Annotated in this window: 17 protein-coding genes; 9 read left to right on the plus strand and 8 right to left on the minus strand. The window is 59.7% G+C overall.

Features of this window, described 5'->3' with window-relative positions; genetic code table 11:
- Positions 1 to 23: 23 nt before the first annotated feature.
- The 3 genes from IPM54_07635 to IPM54_07645 all read left to right on the plus strand — a co-directional run bounded on the left by IPM54_07635 (position 24) and on the right by IPM54_07645 (position 8107).
- Positions 24 to 3893 carry a protein kinase gene (locus tag IPM54_07635; protein ID MBK9259698.1) on the plus strand — a complete coding sequence of 1290 codons (3870 nt, stop codon included), beginning with the start codon at positions 24 to 26 and terminating at the stop codon, positions 3891 to 3893.
- 288 nt (positions 3894 to 4181) lie between these two features.
- Entirely contained in the window at positions 4182 to 6269 is a 2088-nt protein-coding gene (locus tag IPM54_07640) for a hypothetical protein (protein ID MBK9259699.1), read from the plus strand.
- A complete protein-coding gene (locus IPM54_07645; protein MBK9259700.1) occupies positions 6266 to 8107 on the plus strand; it encodes an OmpA family protein in 1842 nt (613 codons plus the stop codon). Before IPM54_07640 ends, IPM54_07645 begins: the two co-directional genes overlap by 4 nt.
- 168 nt (positions 8108 to 8275) lie before the next feature.
- Here the strand turns inward: IPM54_07645 and IPM54_07650 are convergent, their stop codons facing one another.
- Positions 8276 to 8875: a hypothetical protein gene (locus IPM54_07650; GenBank protein ID MBK9259701.1), complete on the minus strand. Its 600-nt coding sequence runs from the start codon at positions 8873 to 8875 to the stop codon at positions 8276 to 8278.
- 181 nt (positions 8876 to 9056) lie between these two features.
- Between IPM54_07650 and serA the strand changes: the two genes are divergently transcribed.
- Complete coding sequence (serA, locus tag IPM54_07655; protein ID MBK9259702.1) at positions 9057 to 10304, plus strand: phosphoglycerate dehydrogenase; 1248 nt, start codon at positions 9057 to 9059, stop codon at positions 10302 to 10304.
- On the opposite strand, the gene IPM54_07660 is transcribed toward serA, so the two are convergent.
- On the minus strand, positions 10301 to 11692 hold the full coding sequence (locus IPM54_07660) for an FAD-binding oxidoreductase (GenBank protein ID MBK9259703.1): 1392 nt from the start codon (positions 11690 to 11692) through the stop codon (positions 10301 to 10303). The genes serA and IPM54_07660 overlap by 4 nt on opposite strands.
- A 118-nt stretch (positions 11693 to 11810) precedes the next feature.
- Between IPM54_07660 and IPM54_07665 the strand changes: the two genes are divergently transcribed.
- On the plus strand, positions 11811 to 12053 hold the full coding sequence (locus IPM54_07665) for an addiction module protein (GenBank protein ID MBK9259704.1): 243 nt from the start codon (positions 11811 to 11813) through the stop codon (positions 12051 to 12053).
- Entirely contained in the window at positions 12050 to 12370 is a 321-nt protein-coding gene (locus IPM54_07670; protein ID MBK9259705.1) for a type II toxin-antitoxin system RelE/ParE family toxin, read from the plus strand. Before IPM54_07665 ends, IPM54_07670 begins: the two co-directional genes overlap by 4 nt.
- A 28-nt stretch (positions 12371 to 12398) precedes the next feature.
- On the opposite strand, the gene IPM54_07675 is transcribed toward IPM54_07670, so the two are convergent.
- The 3 genes from IPM54_07675 to IPM54_07685 all read right to left on the minus strand — a co-directional run bounded on the left by IPM54_07675 (position 12399) and on the right by IPM54_07685 (position 14463).
- Positions 12399 to 13319, minus strand: a complete 921-nt coding sequence (locus IPM54_07675) for a DNA adenine methylase (protein ID MBK9259706.1) — start codon at positions 13317 to 13319, stop codon at positions 12399 to 12401.
- A 132-nt stretch (positions 13320 to 13451) separates the two neighbouring features.
- Positions 13452 to 14048, minus strand: a complete 597-nt coding sequence (gene pssA, locus IPM54_07680; protein MBK9259707.1) for a CDP-diacylglycerol--serine O-phosphatidyltransferase — start codon at positions 14046 to 14048, stop codon at positions 13452 to 13454.
- Positions 14049 to 14181: 133 nt separating this feature from the next.
- Positions 14182 to 14463, minus strand: a complete 282-nt coding sequence (locus tag IPM54_07685; GenBank protein ID MBK9259708.1) for a hypothetical protein — start codon at positions 14461 to 14463, stop codon at positions 14182 to 14184.
- A gap of 10 nt (positions 14464 to 14473) precedes the next feature.
- On the opposite strand from IPM54_07685, the gene IPM54_07690 reads away from it, so the two are divergent.
- The gene (locus IPM54_07690) at positions 14474 to 15427 is read left to right on the plus strand and encodes a hypothetical protein (protein MBK9259709.1); all 954 of its coding nucleotides are present in this window, start codon (positions 14474 to 14476) and stop codon (positions 15425 to 15427) included.
- Position 15428: 1 nt separating this feature from the next.
- Here IPM54_07690 and IPM54_07695 read toward each other — a convergent pair whose 3' ends face one another.
- Positions 15429 to 15884 carry a VOC family protein gene (locus IPM54_07695; GenBank protein MBK9259710.1) on the minus strand — a complete coding sequence of 152 codons (456 nt, stop codon included), beginning with the start codon at positions 15882 to 15884 and terminating at the stop codon, positions 15429 to 15431.
- 97 nt (positions 15885 to 15981) lie between these two features.
- Positions 15982 to 16923, minus strand: a complete 942-nt coding sequence (locus tag IPM54_07700) for a hypothetical protein (protein MBK9259711.1) — start codon at positions 16921 to 16923, stop codon at positions 15982 to 15984.
- A 129-nt stretch (positions 16924 to 17052) separates the two neighbouring features.
- Here IPM54_07700 and IPM54_07705 point away from each other — a divergent pair, with 129 nt between their 5' ends.
- Positions 17053 to 19236, plus strand: coding sequence for a S9 family peptidase (locus IPM54_07705; GenBank protein ID MBK9259712.1), 2184 nt, complete (start codon positions 17053 to 17055; stop codon positions 19234 to 19236).
- Between the two features lie 11 nt (positions 19237 to 19247).
- The gene (locus IPM54_07710) at positions 19248 to 19997 is read left to right on the plus strand and encodes a serine/threonine protein phosphatase (protein ID MBK9259713.1); all 750 of its coding nucleotides are present in this window, start codon (positions 19248 to 19250) and stop codon (positions 19995 to 19997) included.
- A 19-nt stretch (positions 19998 to 20016) separates the two neighbouring features.
- Here IPM54_07710 and IPM54_07715 read toward each other — a convergent pair whose 3' ends face one another.
- Positions 20017 to 21345 carry a peptidylglycine alpha-amidating monooxygenase gene (locus IPM54_07715; GenBank protein ID MBK9259714.1) on the minus strand — a complete coding sequence of 443 codons (1329 nt, stop codon included), beginning with the start codon at positions 21343 to 21345 and terminating at the stop codon, positions 20017 to 20019.
- Positions 21346 to 21462: the final 117 nt, after the last annotated feature.

Here is a 21462-nt window from a genome sequence, read left to right on the forward strand (position 1 = left end):
ACGCAGGCATGATTCCGACGCGAATGCGCCCTGGGGATTTGATCGGAGAGCGCTTCCTCATCGAGCACTTAGCCGGTGTAGGCGGCATGGGGGAAGTGTATCGCGCCTCCGATCGCGTGACTGGCGAGGCGGTGGCGATCAAGGTTCTGCGCGAGCTGAACCTCGAAGGCAGCGAGCGACTCGCGCAGGAGTCGCGGGTGCTCGAGACGCTGTCGCATCCGCACATCGTCAAATATGTCGCGCACGGGATCGCGCCGGGCGGCGCACCGTACCTCGCGATGGAGTGGCTCGACGGCGAAAGCCTTGCGACGCGGCTGACGCGAACGGGGCTTCGCCTCGAAGAAGCCGTCGCGCTTGCCACGTACGTGGCCGAAGCGCTTGCAGTGGCGCATGCGAGGGGTGTCGTTCACAGGGACGTGAAGCCGAGCAACTTGTTTCTGCAAGACGGGGACATCGAGCGGGTCAAGGTGCTGGATTTCGGCGTTGCGCGGGAGCACGGGGCGGGCCGGCGACTGACGCTGACGGGCTCGATCGTAGGCACACCTGGCTACATGGCGCCGGAGCAAGCGCGCGCGAACAAGCGTGCCGTGGACGCGCGTGCGGACGTGTTTTCCCTGGGTGCGGTGCTGTTCGAGTGTCTCACGGGGCGTCCTGCATTCGAGGGGGATCACGCGATCGCGGTCCTCGCGAGCCTGTTGCTTTCCGATGCGCCACGCGTGCGAAGCATTCGTCCGGACGTACCCGAAGTGCTCGATGATCTCGTCGCGCGAATGCTGGCGAAGGACCCGGACGAGCGCCCTGCCGATGGATCGGCCGTGGCGACCGAGCTTCTGGCGATCGGACGAATCGAGGGTGGTGCGACGCCGATGCACGCGGCGCGTTCCGAAGTGATCACGGACAGCGAGCGCAAGTTGCTGTCGATCGTGGCGGCCTTGCCTCCAACGAACGCAGCCCCAAACGAGGCGATTTTGTCGCGTGAACGCATCGCGGCAATCCAAGAAGAGATCGCACCTCTCGGTGCACGCGTCGAAGAAATCGAGGGCGGAGCGCTGCTCATAGGACTCGTCGGTCGAGGCAACGCGACGGATCAAGCGGCGCATGCGGCACGTTGTGCGCTGCGTCTTCGAGCTCTCGCGCCCGAAACGCGCATCGTCCTCGTGACGGCGCGCGACGAAGACGCCGGAAGGCTCGCGATGGGGTCCATTTCGAAGCGAGCTGCCGACCTACTCGAGCTCGGTGAAGAAGCGGGAGCCGTCCGCATCGATGCATCGACGCAAGCATTGCTCGACATTCGTTTCGACGTGAGTGTCGGGCCTGGGGGCATCTTTCTTCGAGGCGAGCACGAAGTCGGATCGGGAACACGCACGCTCCTGGGCAAACCCAGCCCTTATCTGGGACGTGAGCGAGAACTCCGAAGCGTGCGCGACTTCCTCGAGGAAGGGATCGACGAGGGCAAACCCCGCGTAGCGCTGGTCATCGGCGCTCCTGGCATGGGCAAGTCGCGCCTGCGGCACGAGCTCGTCGAGCAGCTCAAACGTGGCGCCGTGGAACCGGCGATCGCGATTGGTCGGGGCGATCCCATTGGGGCGGGTTCGGCGTTCTCGATTCTCGGTTCGGCGATCCGTGCGATGGCGGGTATTGGCGTCAACGAGCCGATCGCTTCACGCAAAGCGAAACTCGACGCGCTCATCAGCGCGCACTTGTCCGGCGACGATCTCGTGCGGGTGCGCGCGTTCATCGGCGAAATGATTGGAGTTCACACGAACGACGATCGACCCGACGTTCACGCGGCTCGGCAAAATGCGACGATGATGGCCGAGAGCATTCGTGACGCGTGGCTCGATTTCGTCGATGCGCACACGGAAAACATACCCATCGTCTGTGTGCTCGAAGATCTCAATTGGGGGGATCGCGCATCGATCAAACTCATCGATGCGGTGCTGGCCGCGCCGGGTGAACGAAGGTTCGTGGTCTTGGCGCTCGCTCGGCCGGAGGTGCACGAGCTGTTCCCAAAACTCTGGGCGGATCGCGAGCTGCTCGAGGTTCGTCTCGGCGAGCTCGGGCGAAAGCCTGCCGAACGACTGGTTCGTCACTTCCTCGGAGACACGGCGTCCGATGCAGAGATCATGGACATCGTGGATCGTGCCGCGGGCAATGCGTTTTACCTGGAAGAACTCATCCGCGCCGTGGCCGAGGGGCGGGAGACGCTTCCCGACACGGTGCTCGGCATGGTCGAAGCGCGCCTCGTCGCGCTCGAGCCGGAAGCGCGCCGAGTGCTTCGTGCGGCGAGCGTATTTGGTCAGACGTTTTGGTGGGGAGGCGTTGCGGCGCTCATCGGTGACGCAGCGTTACCCACGGGACGCGTTGGGCTGCTCGATCGGCTCGTGGAGCGCGAGCTCATCGTGCGTCGTCGCGAGAGCCGTTTTGCGCGTGAAGAGGAGTACAGCTTCAGGCACGCGCTCGTACGCGAAGGTTCGTACGCGATGCTGACCGATCGCGATCGCGTGCGCGGTCACGCGCTCGCGGCCGAGTGGTTGGTCTCGGTGGGAGAGCCTGATGCGGCGATCTTGGCGGATCACTTCGAACGCGCGGGCAACTCGACACGCGCAACGGAGTACTTCGTCAAGGCGGCGGAGCTGGCGCTGGCTGCGGGTGACTTTACCGCAGCGCTTGGTTTTACCGATCGTGCACGAACGGCAGGCGCGGCAACCGAGGGCGAAGTTGCGGCGGAGCTGCTCGCGATACGCGCCGATGCTTGGCACTGGAACCATGATGCTACGCGCTCGTACGATGCGGGAAAGCAGGCGATTGCCATCGCGCGTCCCGGGTCGAAGTCGTACGGGCGAGCCATCGGTGCGGCCGTGAGCAGCGCGCTGCTTCTTCGTCGGCGCGACGCACTCGACATGCTCCTCGCCGAGCTTTACCGCGTCGTGCCGGAGGAGGATGCGATCCCCGTTCTGTCGTTCGCGTACTCGTCGGCGATCATCTCGCTGCTCATCATGGGCAAACGCGACGTTGCAGAACGTTTTTTGCAGCGAATGAGGGACATGGTGACCCCGTCGCTCGCGCGAGATGCATCCGTGGCCGGGCGTTTCGACTACGCACGTGCGTATTGGCATCGCGTCGCGGAGCGGGATCCTTTTGCTGCGCTCGCCTTGGATCGAGAAGCCGCCGCTCACTTCACGGTGTCGGGCGATCGCCGATTTCTGCCTTTGCTTTGGGCTCACATTGGTTTCGACCTCGTCCTGCTCGGTGCTCACGCCGAGGCCGAGCACGAGCTTGCGCGTGCGATGCGGAGCGCCACGGCGAGCAGTTTGCCCGCTGTACTCGCTGGTTGTCATCAGGTCGCTCTGCATGTCGAACGCGGCGCGCTCGACGAAGCCGTATCGCTCGGCAAAACGGTTTGTGAACAAGCGAAATCGCAAGGCGACAGCATCCTCGTCATCAACGCGCAATACTTTGTGCTCCAAGCACATTTGCGGCGCCGCGACTTTGCAGCGGCAGAAGCGCTCCTGGACGAGGTGGGGCCAGCGATGACCGACGTTCCTGCGAGCGCCATTTGGGTGCCGACGGGACGCGCGGTGATTGAGCTTGGCAAGGGCAACGCAGAGCGAGCGGTCGAGTTGACGAACACGGCGCTCGCGCATGGCGCCCGGTTTGGCATGAAACACTTCATCGCGGAAAGCTGGCTGATGCTGACGCGAGCCGAAGCGCTGCACGCGGCAGGGCGAAAGGTCGAAGCTCGGGATACGCTTTCTCGAGCGCGCGAGGATTTGCTCGAACGAGCGGCGCGCATTCGCGATTCTGCTTACGCACGGAGCTTCATCGAAAACGTGTTCGTCCACGCGCGAACGCTCGCGTTGTGGGACGCGTGGGCGAACGAGTCGTCGTGAACACGGTTCGGCCCTGACAACCCATTTTTCAAGCGTATGGTTTGGCAGGTACGCGTAATTTGCCAACACAAACAATTCTGAATGTATCGTTGCGAGCGTTCGCGCTTTATGCGGATCGCGCCAATGATACCGCATGGCTAAACAATTTCAGCTATAGCGAAACACGAAGGGTATGTAGAGCAAGGTGATGGCGGGGCCGAGGAAACAGGCTTCTTGCGTCAAAGAGTGTAGTCGTGGTAGGGTGAAAGAGCGTCGTGTCTTTGCGACGGCTGCGGTCTTGGCGGTGCCATGGCAAACAATCGTATCATCTTTGCGTCGGTGGCTGCTTTGGCGTTGGCTTCGAGGGCGGCAGTGGCTGCACCCGTGGTCATTCCCGCGGGAGTGAGTGACGCGCTTCCTGGGCAGGGCACGGGGCTTTGTATGGCTTCGTCCGTTTCGATGAGCCCGACGGCGGATTTCGGGCTCCTGAACCCTGCGGCATATGTGGGTTCGGTGAATGCGTTCATCGAGGCGCACAAGGCGAGCCGGGTGGAATCGGTCGTTCGGACGCTGCTCGATTTGTCCAACAACAATTCGGCGGGGCTCAAGCAGAGTTACGGCGATTTCCTCAACTCGGTCTTGCCGACGTGCCTCGAAGGTGGTTGCGACTTTTTCATCAATGACACGACGACTGCGTTCGGTTCGCGCCTGCGTGGATATTACAACGTCACCGGGGACCTCGTCAACAAGCCCATTCATTTCGGGTTTTACACGGACGATGCCGTGAGCCTCACGTTTTACGGAGCCAATGCGACACCGTATACGATCTTGGTGCGGCCGGCGGAAGTGGGTTTTCCCGTTTGGCGCGTGACGGAGACGGTAACGTTTCAGAAAGCGGGCTTGTATCCGATCGAGATTCTCTACATTCAAATCGGCGAACACGCGGCGCTCGAAATGTCCCGTCTGGTCGGTGATTTCGTCGATTTCGAAAGACCGGCGAACCAACCGCCCATCGTCAAACTGAGCGAGGTAACACCGACACCGTTTGAGCTCTTTAAGCCCACTGAGTTCTTCCAAACGCTGAGCGGCAACCCGTCGTTTCCGGATTTGAACGTGTGTCAGCAATGCGACCGAGCGCTCACGAACCAGCCGGGAAACAATGGCTGCATTCCTGGATATTATTGCAACGATGCCGCTCTTTGTGCGCCCTGCGACACCAACAAGCTTTGCGGTCCAACGTGCTCGGAATGCGGCGGAGATACTCCGTTTTGCGTGAACTTGAATGGCAACATCGAATGCGGCGGGTGTCGAACGGACCAAGACTGCGCGAATGGTTTCACGTGCGATCCGATCACGAAGACGTGCAACGAATGCAATGAAGACACGGATTGTCCCAAAGGCGAAGCGTGCGACGGGAAGAATTGCGTACCGTGTTCGACACCGGATTCGTGTGCCGGGGCTTCGTGCAATTGCTGTCCCAATGGTCAATTCGGGACGCAGATGAAGTGCGCGGCCATCGAGCCGAATGGCGACCCGCTTTGTGTCGAATGCACGAGCGATGCAGAGTGCGCGGGCGGCGTATGCAATTTGGCCGTGGGTCGCTGCATGAGCGCCTTGCCTGAAAACAATACGCCCACCTGCTGCGGTGACACGTGCGTCAATTGCCTTTCGCTCGAAACCATCGTCATCGACGGCGAGCAGAGGCCCAGGTTCCCGTTCTGCCTTCCCGGCCCCGTGGGCACCGCATGCGCCGAATGTCGCCAAGATTCGGATTGCGGCGACGGTGCGTTCTGCTTGAGCGGCGTGTGTTCGCCGTGCACGCGAGACAAACGCTGCGGCACGCGCTGCGATTCCTGCGGTGGAGACACGCCGTACTGCAAGGGACAAACGGCGTCCACCGCCGAATGCGTACGATGCACCGACGACTCGCATTGCAATGGCGGAACGTGCGACCTCATGATGAATACGTGCGCAACCGGCGGCTGTTTGCTCACGTGCGGGCCGCTCACGCCGTATTGCAATGGATCGGACTGCGTCGAATGTTATGCCGACGCGCATTGTCCGTGTGGTGGTACGTGCAATCCGGAAACGAGAACGTGTCGGCCGAGCTGCAAGACGAACGTCGATTGCTTGGGCAATGACCATTGCCGCTGGAACGAAGCCGAGACGGACAAAGAGTGTGCGCTCGGGCCGATGCCGGACGGCGTCGAATGCGGCGGCACGCTCGCGACGATTTGTGCAGCTCAGCCTGGTCGGCATGGCAGCGGTGCGCCAGCTTCGGCCGTCCTTGCCGCCGCCGCGCTTGCTCTTTTGCGTCGCCGCAAAACTCGAACATTTGGGGCTTCGGACTGCCCAAAGCATCCTTCGCCCCAAACCCCACGTCGAGGCCAACTGTGAAGCGAACTCTTCCCCTCCTGTTTTCGCTCGCGGCGCTTTGCGCAGCGAAGCCGGCTTTGTCCGAAGAGGGGCGTTTCGACGCTCAAATCTTCAGGCCATCGGCTGCTCCACGTGACCTCGTCATGGTTCAGAAGTCCGAGGTCATCGGGCACAAGTCCCCCGTTTTCGGCTTCTATTCCGATATTTCGCTCGACCCGCTCGCGATTGCTTCCATTACGACGGGCCAAGAGATCAAAGCCGTCGGTGCGCGCCTCCAACTCACGGCTCTCGCCGGCGTTGGTTTCTTCGACTGGTTCGACGTGACCATGGCCATGCCTTTCGTCGCATGGCAATCGTCCGACAATCTTCGCTTGCTCGGCAGCGAAGGCCCGGTCACGCCCAATGCGCTCGGCGATTTGCGATTCAACACGAAAATAGCCATTCCCTACTTCAATCGGAAAGACCGCATTCGGGAAGGACTGGGCATGGCCGTGACGGGAAACATCAACCTCCCGACCGGCGATCAAAATGCCTTTGCCAGCGATGGCGCCGTCACCGGCGGACTCGGTTTCGTTGCTGATTATCGTTTCAATTTCGGATTGCTCGTCAGCGCGAATGCCGGCATGTGGTTCAGGCCCGATCGTCAATTCGCGGGGACGAAAGTCGGCGATATGGCCAATTTCGGTCTCGGCGCCGAAATGTACGTCGTCCAGCGCTGGGGATGGTCGGTGCTCGGCGGCGTATTCGGCCACGTGTCCACCAGCAAATTCCCCGATAGTCCGTCCCAAGTTCCCGCGGAAGCATTGCTTGCTCTCCGCTTCCAAACGGACCACGGTTTCACGTTCACCGTCGGCGGTGCATTTGGCGCCAATTGCGGATTCGGAGCGCCCGTGTTTCGCGCATTCGGCGGAATCATTTGGCAGCCGTCGTGGTCGCGCGAGCAAGAGCTCATCAAGCGCTTGAAGATGCTCGACAGCGAAGACCCCGACATGGACAACATTCTCGGCGACAAAGACAAGTGCCCCGACGAACCGGGATCAGCGGAAGGCCACGGTTGTCCAGACAAAGATGCCGACGGCGACGGCACCATCGATCGCAAAGACGATTGCCCGAACCTCGTGGGTCCCCGTGATGGATGCCCCGTCGTGTACCGCTCCGAAAAGGAAATCAAGGTTCTCGATCCAGTGCATTTCGCCACCGATCAAGACACGATCCTGGACGAATCGAAACCCATCCTCGATCAGATCGTTGGCGTGCTCAAAAATTCACCGGACATCGCGGAGCTCGAGATCGAAGGTCACACCGACATCCGCGCGAGCGATGCGTACAATATCAACCTGTCGCAACGCCGCGTCGACAGCGTCAGAACGTACATGATCAGCCGGGGGATCGCGCCGGAACGCCTCACTGCCCGAGGGTACGGTCATTCCAACCCCATCTACGACGACAGCGCCTGCAATCAAAAAGACGAACTGCTCTCGGACGACTGCAAGTTCATGACGTCGAAAAACCGCCGTGTCGTGTTCCGAATCACGCGCTTCGGAGAGCTGAAGCCACGTTCGCTCGATGGCGGCCCCTCGATCTTGCCGCCGAGCTCGTCGGGTTTGCCGAAAGATTCCCCGCTCGGCCCCGCAGCACCGCTAGGTGGCAGCGAGACCGTCTTCCCCAAGGGTTCGATACTTCCTCCGAGCGAAAGCGGTTTGCCCAGTGGAAGCAGCAACGTCTTGCCCAAGTCCGACAGCGGTTTGCCGAGTGGCAAGAGCAGCGGTTTGCCGAGCGGCAACACCGTCCTGCCGCCACCCGAGCCAATCGATCCGAAATCGCCGCCCCCGCCACCTCCACCGCCCCCGAAGAAGTAGCCCAGAGCGCGCGAGTGGTCGCGACGAGACGTCGATGGTTCGTCTCGAGAAACCTTCGCGCTCGCGTCACGCGTTTGGAATGACGCACCGATTTGTGCTCAAACAAAAAGCGACGCGGACGGAGCGCTTCCGTCCGCGTCGTCGCCGCATGTGACGTGCTGCGTAAAACTACTTCGTCTTGGTCTTGGTCTTCGTCGTCGTCTTCGTGGTCGTCGCCGGAGCGCTCGTTGCCGTCGTCGTAGGAGCCGGTTCGGCGGTGGCCGATGGCGTTGGAGGAGGCGATTTCACCTCGACGCCCGTATTGATCGGCGCTGGATCTTTCGGCGCACCTTCGGGAGCCGTGGGGTCTTTGTTTTCATCATCCCCCTTCTTCCCCGACACCGCTCCCAAGCCGAGCGGCCTTGCGTCCTCGTCACTGCGTCGCGTCCACACGACCGCAGTACCGCTGGCAATCGTGCTGTATGTCGCATCAGGTTGCCGCTCTTCGGCTTCGGATGCTTCGACAATCGCATCGGCGCCTTCGGCACACGCTGCCTTGCGAAGGGATTCCAACCGCTCCGCAACACTCTTCAGAGCAGGCTGGCTCTTGACTGGACCGAGCCGGTGAAACTCGCGCTCGGGTTGGTCTCGGCCGGCGAAAATCGGCATGTCGCTGCAGAAGTCGCCCGAGGGTGTACGCATCTGATGAAACGGAATCGGCTTGGGTGCGCACGCGGCATAGACCACGAGAAGCGCGGCCGCGGAGAGGAAGGCGATAGGACGTTGCATGGTCATTTCTTACCAGTGCTTGCCCGCTGCATGCAAATCCTGCGTGTCGTCAGCACATCCTTAACAATGTAACATTCCACACTCACCCATACTTTCTCTGCCCCCATGGCACGGCTGACGGTTTTCTCTCTGGCCCGTCGCTCATCATGGGGTAAGGGATGCGGCAACCGAGGAAACAACGATGACTCAGCCCGACCAAGCGGCGCTCACGACGACCAACATCCGAATTTTGCTGCTCGAAAACATCCATGCCAGTGCGACGGAGACGTTTCACGCCTACGGCGACGGCCGCTCGTACGAGATCACGCGCAAGTCGAGCGCGTTGAAGGAGGACGAGCTCATCGCGTCGCTCGAGGGCATGCAGCTTTTGGGCATTCGCAGCAAGACGCGCGTGACCAAGCGCGTGCTCGAAAACGCCCCGTCTCTGCTCGGGCTCGGGTGTTTTTGCATTGGCACGAATCAAGTGGACTTGGTCGCGGCCAATGCGTGCGGGATTCCAGTTTTCAACGCGCCATTCAGCAACACGCGCAGCGTTGCCGAGCTGATGATTGCGGAGATCATCTTGCTCGCCAGGCAGCTTGGGGACCGTTCGAGCGAAGTGCACAAGGGGGTTTGGAAAAAAGTCGCTTCGAGCTGTTATGAAGTTCGCGGTAAAACCCTGGGCATCGTCGGTTATGGTCACATTGGCCGGCAGCTCGGCGTTCTTGCCGAATCGCTCGGAATGCGTGTCATATATTTCGACGTCGCGCCACGGTTGCCGATGGGCAACAACCGGTCGATTCCGTCGCTCGCAGCGCTGCTCGAACAAGCTGACTTCGTGTCGTTGCACGTCCCCGAAACGCCGGAGACGCGCAACATGATTGGGCAAGCGCAACTTGCCAAAATGCGACGAGGTAGTTATTTGCTCAATGCGAGCCGCGGAACGGTCGTCGTCATTTCGGATCTCGCGGCTGCTCTGAAGAGCGGACATTTGGCCGGCGCTGCGATCGACGTGTACCCGGAAGAACCCGAATCGAACACGGATGGGTTTCGCTCGGAATTGCAGGGGCTACCGAATGTCCTTTTGACGCCGCACATCGGCGGATCGACGGAAGAGGCGCAGGAGGCGATCGGACGTGAGGTTGCCTCGGCGCTCGCCAAGTTTGCCGGCGTGGGTGCGACGACGGGCGCCGTGAACTTTCCGCAAATCGAGCTTCCGCCGGTCAAGGGCACGCACCGCATTTTGAACGTCCATCGCAACGTGCCTGGCGTTCTTCGCGACGTGAACCGGATCGTAGGTGATTTGGATGCCAACATCGACACGCAATACCTGGCCACCGAAGGCGCCATTGGTTATTTGATCATGGACCTCGAGCAAGACGTTTCGGCGGAAGTGAGCAAAGGCATTGCCGCATTGCCGTCGAACATCCGCACGCGCGTGGTTTACTAAATGACCTTCCCCGGATTCATGATTCCCAATGGATCCACAGCCCGCTTGATGGTTCGCATCAATTCGATTTCCGCGGCCGATCGCGAATACGTCAAATAATCCTTCTTCAACAACCCAATGCCGTGCTCGGCCGAAATGCTCCCGTGGTATTTCCGTACGAGCTCGAACATGGCGTGATCGGCTTCGTGCGTTTTCGAGAGGAATGCTGCCTTTTCGAGGTCGTCCGGTTTCATGATGTTGACGTGCAAGTTGCCGTCACCGATGTGCCCGAAAACTGCGATTTCCCAGCCCGGATAACGCGCCGAAAATACGCTTTCGAGCTCCGAGCAGAATCCTTCCAGATCCTGAATGGGGAGCGCGATGTCATTTTTGTGTGGCATTCCCGTCGCGCTCAAACTTTCGCTGATGCCTTCGCGCAAGGCCCAAATGGCCGAAGCTTCCCCCGCGTGTTGCGCGAGCGTGCCATCGGTCACGATTTCGCGTTCGAAAAGCTCTGCTATCCAGCCTTCCAGCGCGTCGCGATCGTTGCGTTCGACCTCGAGCAATACGTAATAAGGGCTCGGCGCCGACAGCGGTTCGCGCACGCTTCGATGCCTGCGCACACGCGCCATGCATTGTTCCGTAAAGAACTCGTATGCGGTCATGACGAACGGCCCCTTGCGAGCCTCGCGAAAAAGCGACAACACGCCTTCGAGGTTCGGCACGGCAAACAAAAGCACGTCCAATTGTCCGGGCAAACGCGTGAGTTTCAATGTTGCTTCGGTGATGATGCCCAAGATGCCTTCGCTGCCGATGAAGAGCTGACGCAAATCGATGCCGGTGTTGTTTTTTTCGAGCGCTCCATTCAAATCGAGCACTTCGCCGCTCGCGAGCACCACGCGGAGGCCCAGCACCCATTGGCGCGTCAAACCATATCGAATGACCTTCACGCCTCCCGCATTCGTTGCGATGTTGCCGCCCACTTGGCTCGACCCCTTCGATGCGAAGTCTACGGGCCAGGTCAAACCATGCTCGGCCGCATGCCGATGCACTTCTTCGGTCACGGCGCCCGCTTCGACACGCACGGTCGCTCCCAGCACGTCGACCGGGTCCATGCGACGCATACGCGAAAGCGACACGACGAGCTCACCTCGCGCAGCAACGGCGCCTGCGGCAAGCCCCGTGCGCCCGCCCGACGGCACGACCGGCACGCGATGCGCCGAGCACAATGCCAATAGTTGCGCCACTTCTCGCGTCGAGCGAGGAAGCGCAATGGCGGACGGGCGCGGGTCGAAGACTTTCGTCCAATCGCGACCGTACGTGGTCAAGTCGCCAGGATCGATCGAAAGAAAATCGGGCGGAAATGTGCGGGCGACTTCGGCGACAAACGCTTCGGGAAGGGCGGTCATGCGTCGAGTGGATTAACGTGGAGCGGACGATGGTGCAATGGGGAAACTCGCGGCTGTACGTTTCGCGAACCCCTCCTACAGGCTGGCGCGAGTTTGCCCGGCGTGGTAACATTGGCAAATGCCGTATGTTCTCCCAGCACTGCCGGCCGGCTTTGATGAGCTCCCTGTCGATCAACAGGTAGACTACGTGCAGCTCTTGTGGGATCGCATTGCAGCCCAGGGCGATCGAGTCGAGGTACCGACATGGCACCGGGAGGTGCTCGATGAACGCCTTGCCAAACTCCAAACAGACTCGGACAGCGGGCAACCGTGGGAGGAGTTTGAATCAGAACTGCGAGCGGAACTTGCGCACCGTCGATGATTCGCGTCGTCATTGAAGCCGACGCAAAGGATGACGTCCGGCAAGCAACCCGGTACTACGCGGATCGTGAACACGGTCTCGGACAGCGATTTTTGGACGAGGTTCGCGACGCCATCTCGAAAATTCGCGAAATGCCTCTCCAGTTTCCTGTCATCGACAAGAATGTCCGGCGTGCCCTTTTGAATCGATTTCCGTACGTGATTTATTTCATGTTGTTTGACAAGCGCAAAGCATCGATCATCGCGGTACTACACCAGAAGCGCCACCCGAGTGCATTTGATGGTCGCGTTGGTAGAGGTCCGAAGCGAGGAGGATGAGCATTCGTTGCCATCCTCCTCGAGGCCATCACCGAATGATCAGCTCTTGCACCACACCGCGACCAGACGCTTTGCAGTTGATCGCTCGCGTCGCGCCCACCGCTGCAAGCTCGAATCCGTCCGTCCCATAAAGCGAATACACTTCCGGTGCCGACGAATTCGATAGCAGAACACGCACGCCTCGCGCCTTCAATTCACGCGCAACGTCCCGCAGTTTTTCCTGCTCGCGCATGCCAAACCCGTTCTTCGTGTACGACGTGAAGCTCGAGCTGGCCGAAAGCGGTACGTACGGCGGATCGAAGTAAACGAAATCCCCAGGCAGCGCCCGATCGAGCACCGATTCGAACGACGCATGGTGAATTTCCGTGTGACGGAGCGCAATCGCACACTTGCGCAGGTTATCCGCGTCGCAAATCGTGGGATTGCTGTAATCGCCAAACGGCACGTTGTACACGTTGCTCCGATTGACGCGGTACAAGCCATTGAAGCCCGTGCGGTTCAAGTAAATGAACCAGGCCGCAACTTCCACGTTCGTCTTGCTGTCGATGTCGATGGTCCGCAAACGCATGAAAAAGTCGCGATCATGCGGATACGACGAAAGCAAATCGATCACGGCCTCGACGTCGTCTCGGATACCCAAATACGTCCGCACGAGGCGTTCGTTCGTGTCGGCCAGAATGGCGCGTTCCGGCAAGAGGTGGAAAAACAGCGCGCCACCGCCGACGAATGGCTCGTGGTACGTATTGAAACGCGTCGGAATGCGCGGTTCGAGCTCGTGAATGAGCTGTCGTTTACCACCCACCCACTTGACGAATGGCCGCGCGCTTCCCGGTTCGATTTCTCGAATATCGGGACGCGCTCGCCCTCGAGCCTTGAGGGGCCCGGGACGATGCGACGGAAGAGGTTCGACAATGGGTGCCGGAAGCTTGCGAATGGCTGTTTCGAGCATCGGGATGCCCGAGCGGTACAAGCAGACCATCCAAAGGGGCAAACTTTTGCACGCGACTTTTTTTCGAGAGCAATCGTCTACAAAAACTTGTCCCTGATCATCCGCTCCGTGATTGCAACGAATTCACGTGGATCACGGCTTTGGAATGCGAAGCGTTTTGGAAATCATCGCGCTGCCGCTCACCACATAGAGCAGCACGATGGGATGAAGGACGAATGGTCCCACCTGCACCTCGCCAAAAGGAAGCGCCTGTCCGATCCGACCCATCGCCGCGAGCACTGCAAAAAGCAGCACGAGCACCAAGGTCGTGGGTATCGGCGTGCCCTCGAAATACGCCACCTTCCCCGTTTCATCCGCGAGCGACGACGCCGTCGCGTTGTACCGCGCAAGCCGGCTAATCCCACACGCAACGAAGTACACGAGCGCCACGGCATCGAGCCCGCCGCGCATGCCAAGCGCAAACGCGAGCGCCGCGGGAGCAACTCCGAACGACACCAAATCCGCAAGCGAATCGAGCTCCTGACCGAGCATCGACACTTCGCGACGCGCGCGCGCAACTCGCCCATCGAGGAAGTCACACACGAGCGCCAGCGGCAAGAGCGCAAACGCAAGCTGCAAGAACGTGACGTCGGTCGTCGCGACGTACTTCATCGAAGCGAGCACCGAACCCATGCCCGCGAAGCCGTTTGCAAGAGTCAAGAAATCGGCAACCTGAAAGTCTCGAATCATCGAGAAACGGCGCTTACGCGGCTTTTTCATGTGCGCGTCGTTCATGCCACGCCAAGGCCCCTCTTGCCAAGCTCGAAGGCTCAGCGTGCCGTGCGAAAAAAATCTGGACGAGGACCACCCGCTTCCGCGTTACTCATGCCGCCATGCGCCTCTGCACACCCTCCGCCATCCGCACCTTCACCGTTGCCACACTCCTCACTGCGCTTCTCGCTTCATGCGACCCCGCGAGGCCCGACGCAGTCCCCCCGGCGTCGAGCAGCGTCGCCGCTGCGCCCAAAGCCGCGTCTGCAACGCCGAGCGCCTCCGTCGTTCCTGCCAAGGCCGCATCGCCATCCGCGAGCGCTTCCGCAGCACCAAGCTTCGGTCCATTCGGTGAGGTCGTGCAGAGTTTGTCCGAGAAGGGAGGCGACTTCATCTCGGATAATTTGATCTCCAACGAAACGTCGTTCCTTCAAATTGCCAAGGCGCTTTCCGCGCGCCCCGACGGCGGCGTGTACATGGGCGTCGGACCAGAACAAAATTTTACCTACTTGGCACTGACGCGTCCGAAGCTCGCGATCATCGTCGACATTCGCCGAGACAATCTCTTGCAGCATTTGTATTATCGGTATCTCTTCGAGGAAGCTCGCAGTAGGTCCCATTTCCTCGCGCTTCTCGTGGGTCGCCCGTACGATGAAGGGACGGCTCCTTCGGATGACGCGAACTTTGCGGCGGTGGCAGCGCATGCAGAAAAAATGCCTCCGGATGCGAAATTGCTGAAGAGCAACGTGGATGCAGCCATTTTGCGCATGACGAACGAATGGGGGATTCGGCTCGACGACAAAGACAAGCAATCCATCACGAAGATGGCCCAGGTCTTTTTCGACAAACAGCTCGACTTACGTTTTGAGCTCAAAGAATCATCGGGGCGCAAGTATCCGACGCTCAGGGAACTTTTGGGGGCGAAAGATCCCGAAGGTGCCGAACGAAGCTTTTTGGCAACGAACGCTGCATTTCGCCTGGTGCAAACGATGGAGCGTGAAGGCCGCGTGATCCCCGTCGTGGGTGATTTCGGTGGGGACCAGGCATTTGCGGCGATCGCGTCGCATTTGAAAAAACACGATTTGAAAGTCACGACGATTTACGTATCCAACGTCGAACAATACTTGCTCGAACCGCCCGTGTGGACGAAGTGGATCCGCAACGTCGAAGGTTTGCCGCGTACGGACGATGCAGTGTTCGTGCGGTGTTATCTTGATCAGGGCAAGAAACATCCAAAACAAATGGATGGGCACCGCACGGCGACGGTTTTGGCGAAGGTGGGCGATTTCTTGGAGAGGGAAAAGAAGAAGCCGTCACGGTCGTTTTTCACGGTCGCGACGGAGGGGAATTTGGAATAGGCTACCCGCCCATTTTCGCCATGCGCGCTTGCATCTCTTCGGGCGAAACTTCCTCGATGTGCTGCGCAAGCGTCCACTTGTACCCTTCCGGGTCCTCGAAAATTCCGCTGCGGTCCCCGTAAAACTGATTCGCAAGCGGACGAATTTCCTTTCCGCCTGCTGCGACAAACCGTTTTGCGAGGGCATCGACGTCGTCGGTGTAAATGCATAGACCAATGGGCGAGCCTCCCATCGACTTTGCGCTGCGATTGCCCCATTCGGGCGCCTCGTCGGACATCATGATGCGCGAATTGCCTATCTGGATTTCAGCGTGTCCGATTCTCCCATTGGGCATGGGAAGCCGGTAGAGCTCTTTGGCGCCAAGCGCAGCCTCGTAAAACGCGATGGCTTTGGCGGTATCCGCAAGAGCGAGGTAGGGGGTGACGGAGTGATAACCTTCAGGGATGGGTTGTGCCATGGGGGCATTCGACGACAAACGTTTGCCCGCGTCAAGAGGAAATGCCTCACCCCCCGACCCCCTCTCCACACGGTGGAGAGGGGGAGAAAGAGCCCTCTCAGTGCGACGCCAGAATCTCGCCGATGCTGCTGTAACGACTCGATTGCCGCGACCAGTAGTTCAGCACCGAGCCGCGCGCGACGATCCAGCCTTCGTCGAAACGCCCATCCTGCGATTGAATACGGACGAGATGATCGCCGGCATCGAATGCCCAATGCCGCCCTTCGGGATCGAAGTGCTCGATGAGGCCGCCGTGGCGTGTGCGAATGTGGAATTGCTCGTTCGGAATGTCCCAGGTGCGATCGACGACGAATTCGTAGACCTGCCAAATGTTGCCCGACGGCAAAATGCCCCAATCGACGTTGAGTCCCGAATCGTTTGGAAGTCCAAACACGCGTTCATTGCGGAAACGTACGGCGCAGTTGTGAATGTCGCCGTTGCGGCTCGGGTCGTGATGCAAAGTGATCATCGTATTTCGCACGAGGCCAAACCCTTTGGTGTCCGTGTGCGAGTCGTACGTGGCGCGGAAGATGTGCTCGCAAAGCTGATCGGCTCCCGCGGAAAAACCCACCGTGAGAAGGCCCCGCGCCTTGCGTTCATGCAGAATTCGCCCGAACTTGCCGGGCTCGCCGGAAAATCGCGCGCCGAGATCCTTGTAGCGATGAAGTCCCGTCACGCTATGTCCGCCGCCCAAAATGAGCACCTCGGCGGTGCGCATCTGATGCCAGAGCGCCTCGACGTCTTCCGCTCGCAAACCGCTCGTCCAATAAAACGGCATGTACTCGAGGCCAAACCGCTCGAACTGGCTCAAGTACCAACGAAAATTCCCCCAAGCGAATTCCTGTCGCTCCATCTCGTTGCCGTTCTGCGGCGTTTCCGACATCGGCAAAAACACGATCCGCTTGTTGTCTTCACCGCGGAGCGCTCGCTCGACGATGAAGTGATCATGGATGAGACGGGAGCGATTGTGCGAGCTGTAAACGAGCGACGTACCCTTCATGGGCGCGGAGTACAGTCGCGAAGAAGCTTGCCGTCAAGAGGTCTCGCGCACGTCGCGGACGTTCGCGCGTAAACCCGCGCGCGGCTGCCTGTTGCAGATGCACACTCGTGCGGGCATGATGCGCGCCCGATGAAGCTCTCGCGCGCAGCATGGTTTGTCGCTCCAACCCTAGCAGCTCTCTCGTGCTCGTCTGCACCGCCGCCTCCACCGCCTGCGAAGTCCCCGGTCACCACGATGTCACCTGCCCGCCCAGCACTTTCGTACCCTGCAACGCGCAAAGACGACGTGTCGGACATCTTCTTCAGCATGCGCGTAGCGGACCCGTATCGATGGCTCGAAGATGGTTCGTCGCCGGAGGTTTCTGCGTGGGTGAAGGCGCAAGATGATTTGGCGCGTGACGAGCTGGGCAAACTGAAGGGCCGCGAAGCGCTCGAGGCACAACTGCGCGCGCTGTCGTATCTCGAATTCGTGACGCCGCCCGTACGCCGCGGTGGACGATCGTTTTACATGCGCAAGCTGGCAACCCAGGAAAAACCCACGCTCTATTTTCGCAGCGGCGACACTGGCTCGGAGCTCGTTTTGATCGATGCGGCGTCGCTCAGCGCCGATGGTTCCGCGTCACTTGGAGCATGGGAGCCTTCGCGTGACGGCAAGTACGTGGCTTATGTCGTTCATCCGAACAATGCCGATGCGGGGACGATTCGCGTGCGAAATGTGGCAACGGGCAAAGACACGACAGCAGACGTGATCGAAGGCGGCAAGTATGCGTATCCGCAGTGGACGCCGAAGAGCGACGGGTTTTACTACATTGGTTTGCCCACGGATCCGAACATCAAGCCTGCCGATCTCCCTGGGCATTCCGAAGTCAAGTTTCATGCGGTAGGAACACCTGCTTCATCGGATGAAGTGCTCCTCGAGAAAAATGGCGATCCAGAAACCGAGCTCGAGCTGGAGGTTTCGCGAGATGGACGATTTCTCGTCGTGATGGTGCTTCATGGCGGCGACGTGAGCGGCATCAAGTTTTTGGATCAGCAGAACAAGCGCGCGGGGTGGGTCGATTTGGTGAAAGGGTACGAAGGTTCGATGCGCGCATTTGCGCACGAGAATCGAATTTACTTGCGGACGACGGAGGGTTCGCCGCGAGGGCGTCTCGTGGTCATTGACCCAGCCAAACCCGAAAAAGCGAATTGGAAGGATCTCGTACCGGAATCGGCGGATGCGGTCTTGGAGGATGCGCGCGTCGTAGGTGGTCAATTGGCCCTCACGTATTTGCGCAAGGCATCGAACGTCATCCAAGTTCATTCGCTCGACGGTAAAAAAATTCGCGATGTGGCATTGCCCGACATTGGTTCGACGAGCGGCATTTTCGGTGAGCCAGACGGAGACACGGCATATTACTCGTTTACGTCGTTCACGTATCCGATGTCGATCTTCGAGACGAAGATGAAAACGGGCGAAAGCAAATTGTGGTATGCATCGAAAGCGCCTGTGGATCCGGCTCCATTCGCGGTCGAGCAGGTCATGTACCCATCGAAGGACGGGACGCAAATATCGATGTTCGTCGCGCGTCGCAAGGGCGCACCGCTCGACGGATCGTCGCCCATGTTGATGACGGGTTATGGGGGGTTCAACATCAGCAGATTGCCGACATTTTCTCCCCTGCTCTATACATGGCTCGAAGCGGGTGGTTCCTTTGCGATGCCGAATTTACGCGGCGGAGCCGAATATGGGGAGGAGTGGCACCGCGCAGGCATGCTGACGAACAAGCAAAACGTGTTCGACGATTTCATTGCCGGCGCGGAATGGCTCATCAAACAAGGATACACCAAACCCGAGCGCCTCGTGGCGTATGGCGCATCGAATGGCGGCCTGCTCGTGGGAGCCGTTGCGGTTCAGCGGCCCGAATTGTTTCGTGCCATTCTTTGCGGAGTCCCGGTGCTCGACATGATCCGCTACCCACTTTTCGGAGACGGCAAAACATGGGTCGCCGAATACGGATCACCGCTCGACGAATCCATTTTTCGAGCGCTCCTTGCTTATTCGCCGTATCACAATGTAAAGAAGTCGAGCGTTGGGTATCCGGCATTTCTGATGCTTTCGGCCGATGCCGATGACCGCGTGCACCCCATGCATGCGTGGAAAATGACGGCTGCGCTGCAAGCGGCTCAATCGAACGATCGGCCCATTCTCATGCGGGTCGAAAAGCATTCGGGTCACGGAGGCGCGGACATGATCAAGAGCGGTGTCGAACGATCGGTCGACATGATCGCGTTTGCGTTTCACATGATTGGACAAGAGCCGAAGATGCCCTAACATGGATGGATATGGCTGGACGTACTTTTGCAGTTGGTGACATTCACGGGGATCTCGACGCGCTCGAAAAGTTACTGGCGAACCTACCGCCGCTCGACGAGGGCGACACGGTGGTTTTCGTTGGTGATTACATTGATCGCGGACCCAAATCTGCGGAAGTCATTGCGTTCTTGCGCGCTTTCCCGGGGCAAACTCGCGCCAAGGTCGTGCTTTTGCGCGGCAACCACGAAGACGGCTGGCTTCGGGTCGTCGAACGAGGTTGGCCGGAGTTCACGCTGCCGCAGCCCAATGGTTGTTTGGCCACACTGCGATCGTTCCTTGGCAAACCGCAACCCGCGGAAGACGAAGGTTTTACCAAGGAAGACTTCGAGCCGCTCATGACGGGTACGTTTTTTCCGCCAGACGTCGTGGAATGGATGCGTGATCTACTTTTATATTACGAAGACGAACACGCCATTTATGTGCACGCGGGGCTGAGCAAAGGGCGCGATGGGTACGAACACCCGCGCGATACGCGGAAGAAACTGGCACTTTTGTGGTGTCGCGACAAGGACTTCGTTCGTGAATATCGCGGCAAATTGGTCATCTTCGGGCACACGGCGACGAAGTATTTGCCCGAAGAATTGTCGGATTACACGCCCGAAGAAAAGGACGACGTGTGGGTCGGACCGAGCGTCATCGGAATCGACACGCGGTGCGGCAAGGGCGGGTTCTTGTCTTGTGTGGAATTGCCGTCGGGGCAGGTTTACGAATCGAAGTGAGCGCTACCCTGACGATTCTTCAGGGCGTATTCACGCATTGAGACGCCGCGGCAGCCGCACCCCAATTCCACATCGGAAGCGTGATGCGCGGGTAATACGCGACGAACATGTAGCACATTTCGTCCTCGGTCTGTTCGCCGAATCCCACGCTTTGCGCCGTGGGATTTTGCCAAGCGCACCGCACTCGCACTTTGTCGTTGGGGCCGATGGTCGTCTGTACCTTGTCCCAATACTGATCATCGAAACTCCACGGATTCCGATTCGCGAGCTCTACGATGCCGCCGCCCGCGTGGGTGACTTCGCCGGAGATGATCGTGCCGAGCTTGTGCATGTGCGGCATCGAATAGAACACGTTGATCTGCGGCACGAACGTCGGCACGGTCAAGTCGCACGTACGGTCGGATTCGCCGTGCGCCGGAATGTTGATGTTCACCGTGCCAAACGCCATGATGTCGGCTTCGTTGGGCCGCAGGTTTGTCGTGGTGCACAAGTCGAATCCGCTGAGATCGGTTTGTCCGTCGAGCTGCATCAAGTTCGAGTAATGCATTTGCATCACGTAGTGCTTGGTGCCTTCGAGCGGCATGCCGGCTTCAGGCGGGAATTCGAGCGCTTGTCCTCCTGGAGCCCACACGCTGACGAGTCGCCCATTGGCTGGACCGCCTGCGCCGCAAGGCGTCGGCGTCGAGCTGTACGACGAATCCACTTCGTAGAGGAGGATGTGATGCACAATCACTTCGTTGTCGATGACGGGCGCGACGGCGGTAATGTGCCGTTTTTCGGCCACGACGACATCGGCACCAACACACACGTACTCATCACCGACGGACTTGGGCATGGTCCAAGCGGACTTGCCTCGAATTTGTATATCCGGCGTGCACGACAGGGGCAAACCGCCGCTGCTGCTGCTTCCCGAGCTGCTGCTCGTCGTGTTGCACGAATCCTTGTCGCCTGCTGGAGCGCCTGCTGCGAGCCACGCATCGAGCGTTTCGAGCGATCCGGCATCGAGCGGCCCCGTGGGAGGTGGCGGCATGGGTTTTACCGCATCGTGAATGCGCACGCTTGCGAGCTCGGCGACCTTTTTCGAGGGGTCGCTCTTTGCGGGCGCGGCGAAATCGGCCGGGGTCATGAGCGGCATGGTCGCGCCGTAGATTGGCTGCGCCGAATGGCAGCCCTGGCACTTCGCGACGACGATATCCTTGACATCACACGGGAAATCGGAGGAACCGCTACCGCTTCCGCCCGAGCCTCCGCTACCGCCTCCACCTCCGGGAACTGCGGAGCCGCCTCCGCCGCAGCCCCATACCAAGATGGGAATCAGCCACAAGCCTGAAGGAAAAACTCTTCGCATAGGCTACTTTCTCCTGTTCTCCAAGCAAGCTCATCAGACACCTCACGAGAAGGGATGTAAAGTCCCGACATCATGATTCGAAGTGCATCGGATGTTAGGGGCGGAGCGGATTTTTCT

The organism is Polyangiaceae bacterium (assembly GCA_016715885.1).
In the GTDB taxonomy this organism is placed as follows: domain Bacteria; phylum Myxococcota_A; class Polyangia; order Polyangiales; family Polyangiaceae; genus Polyangium.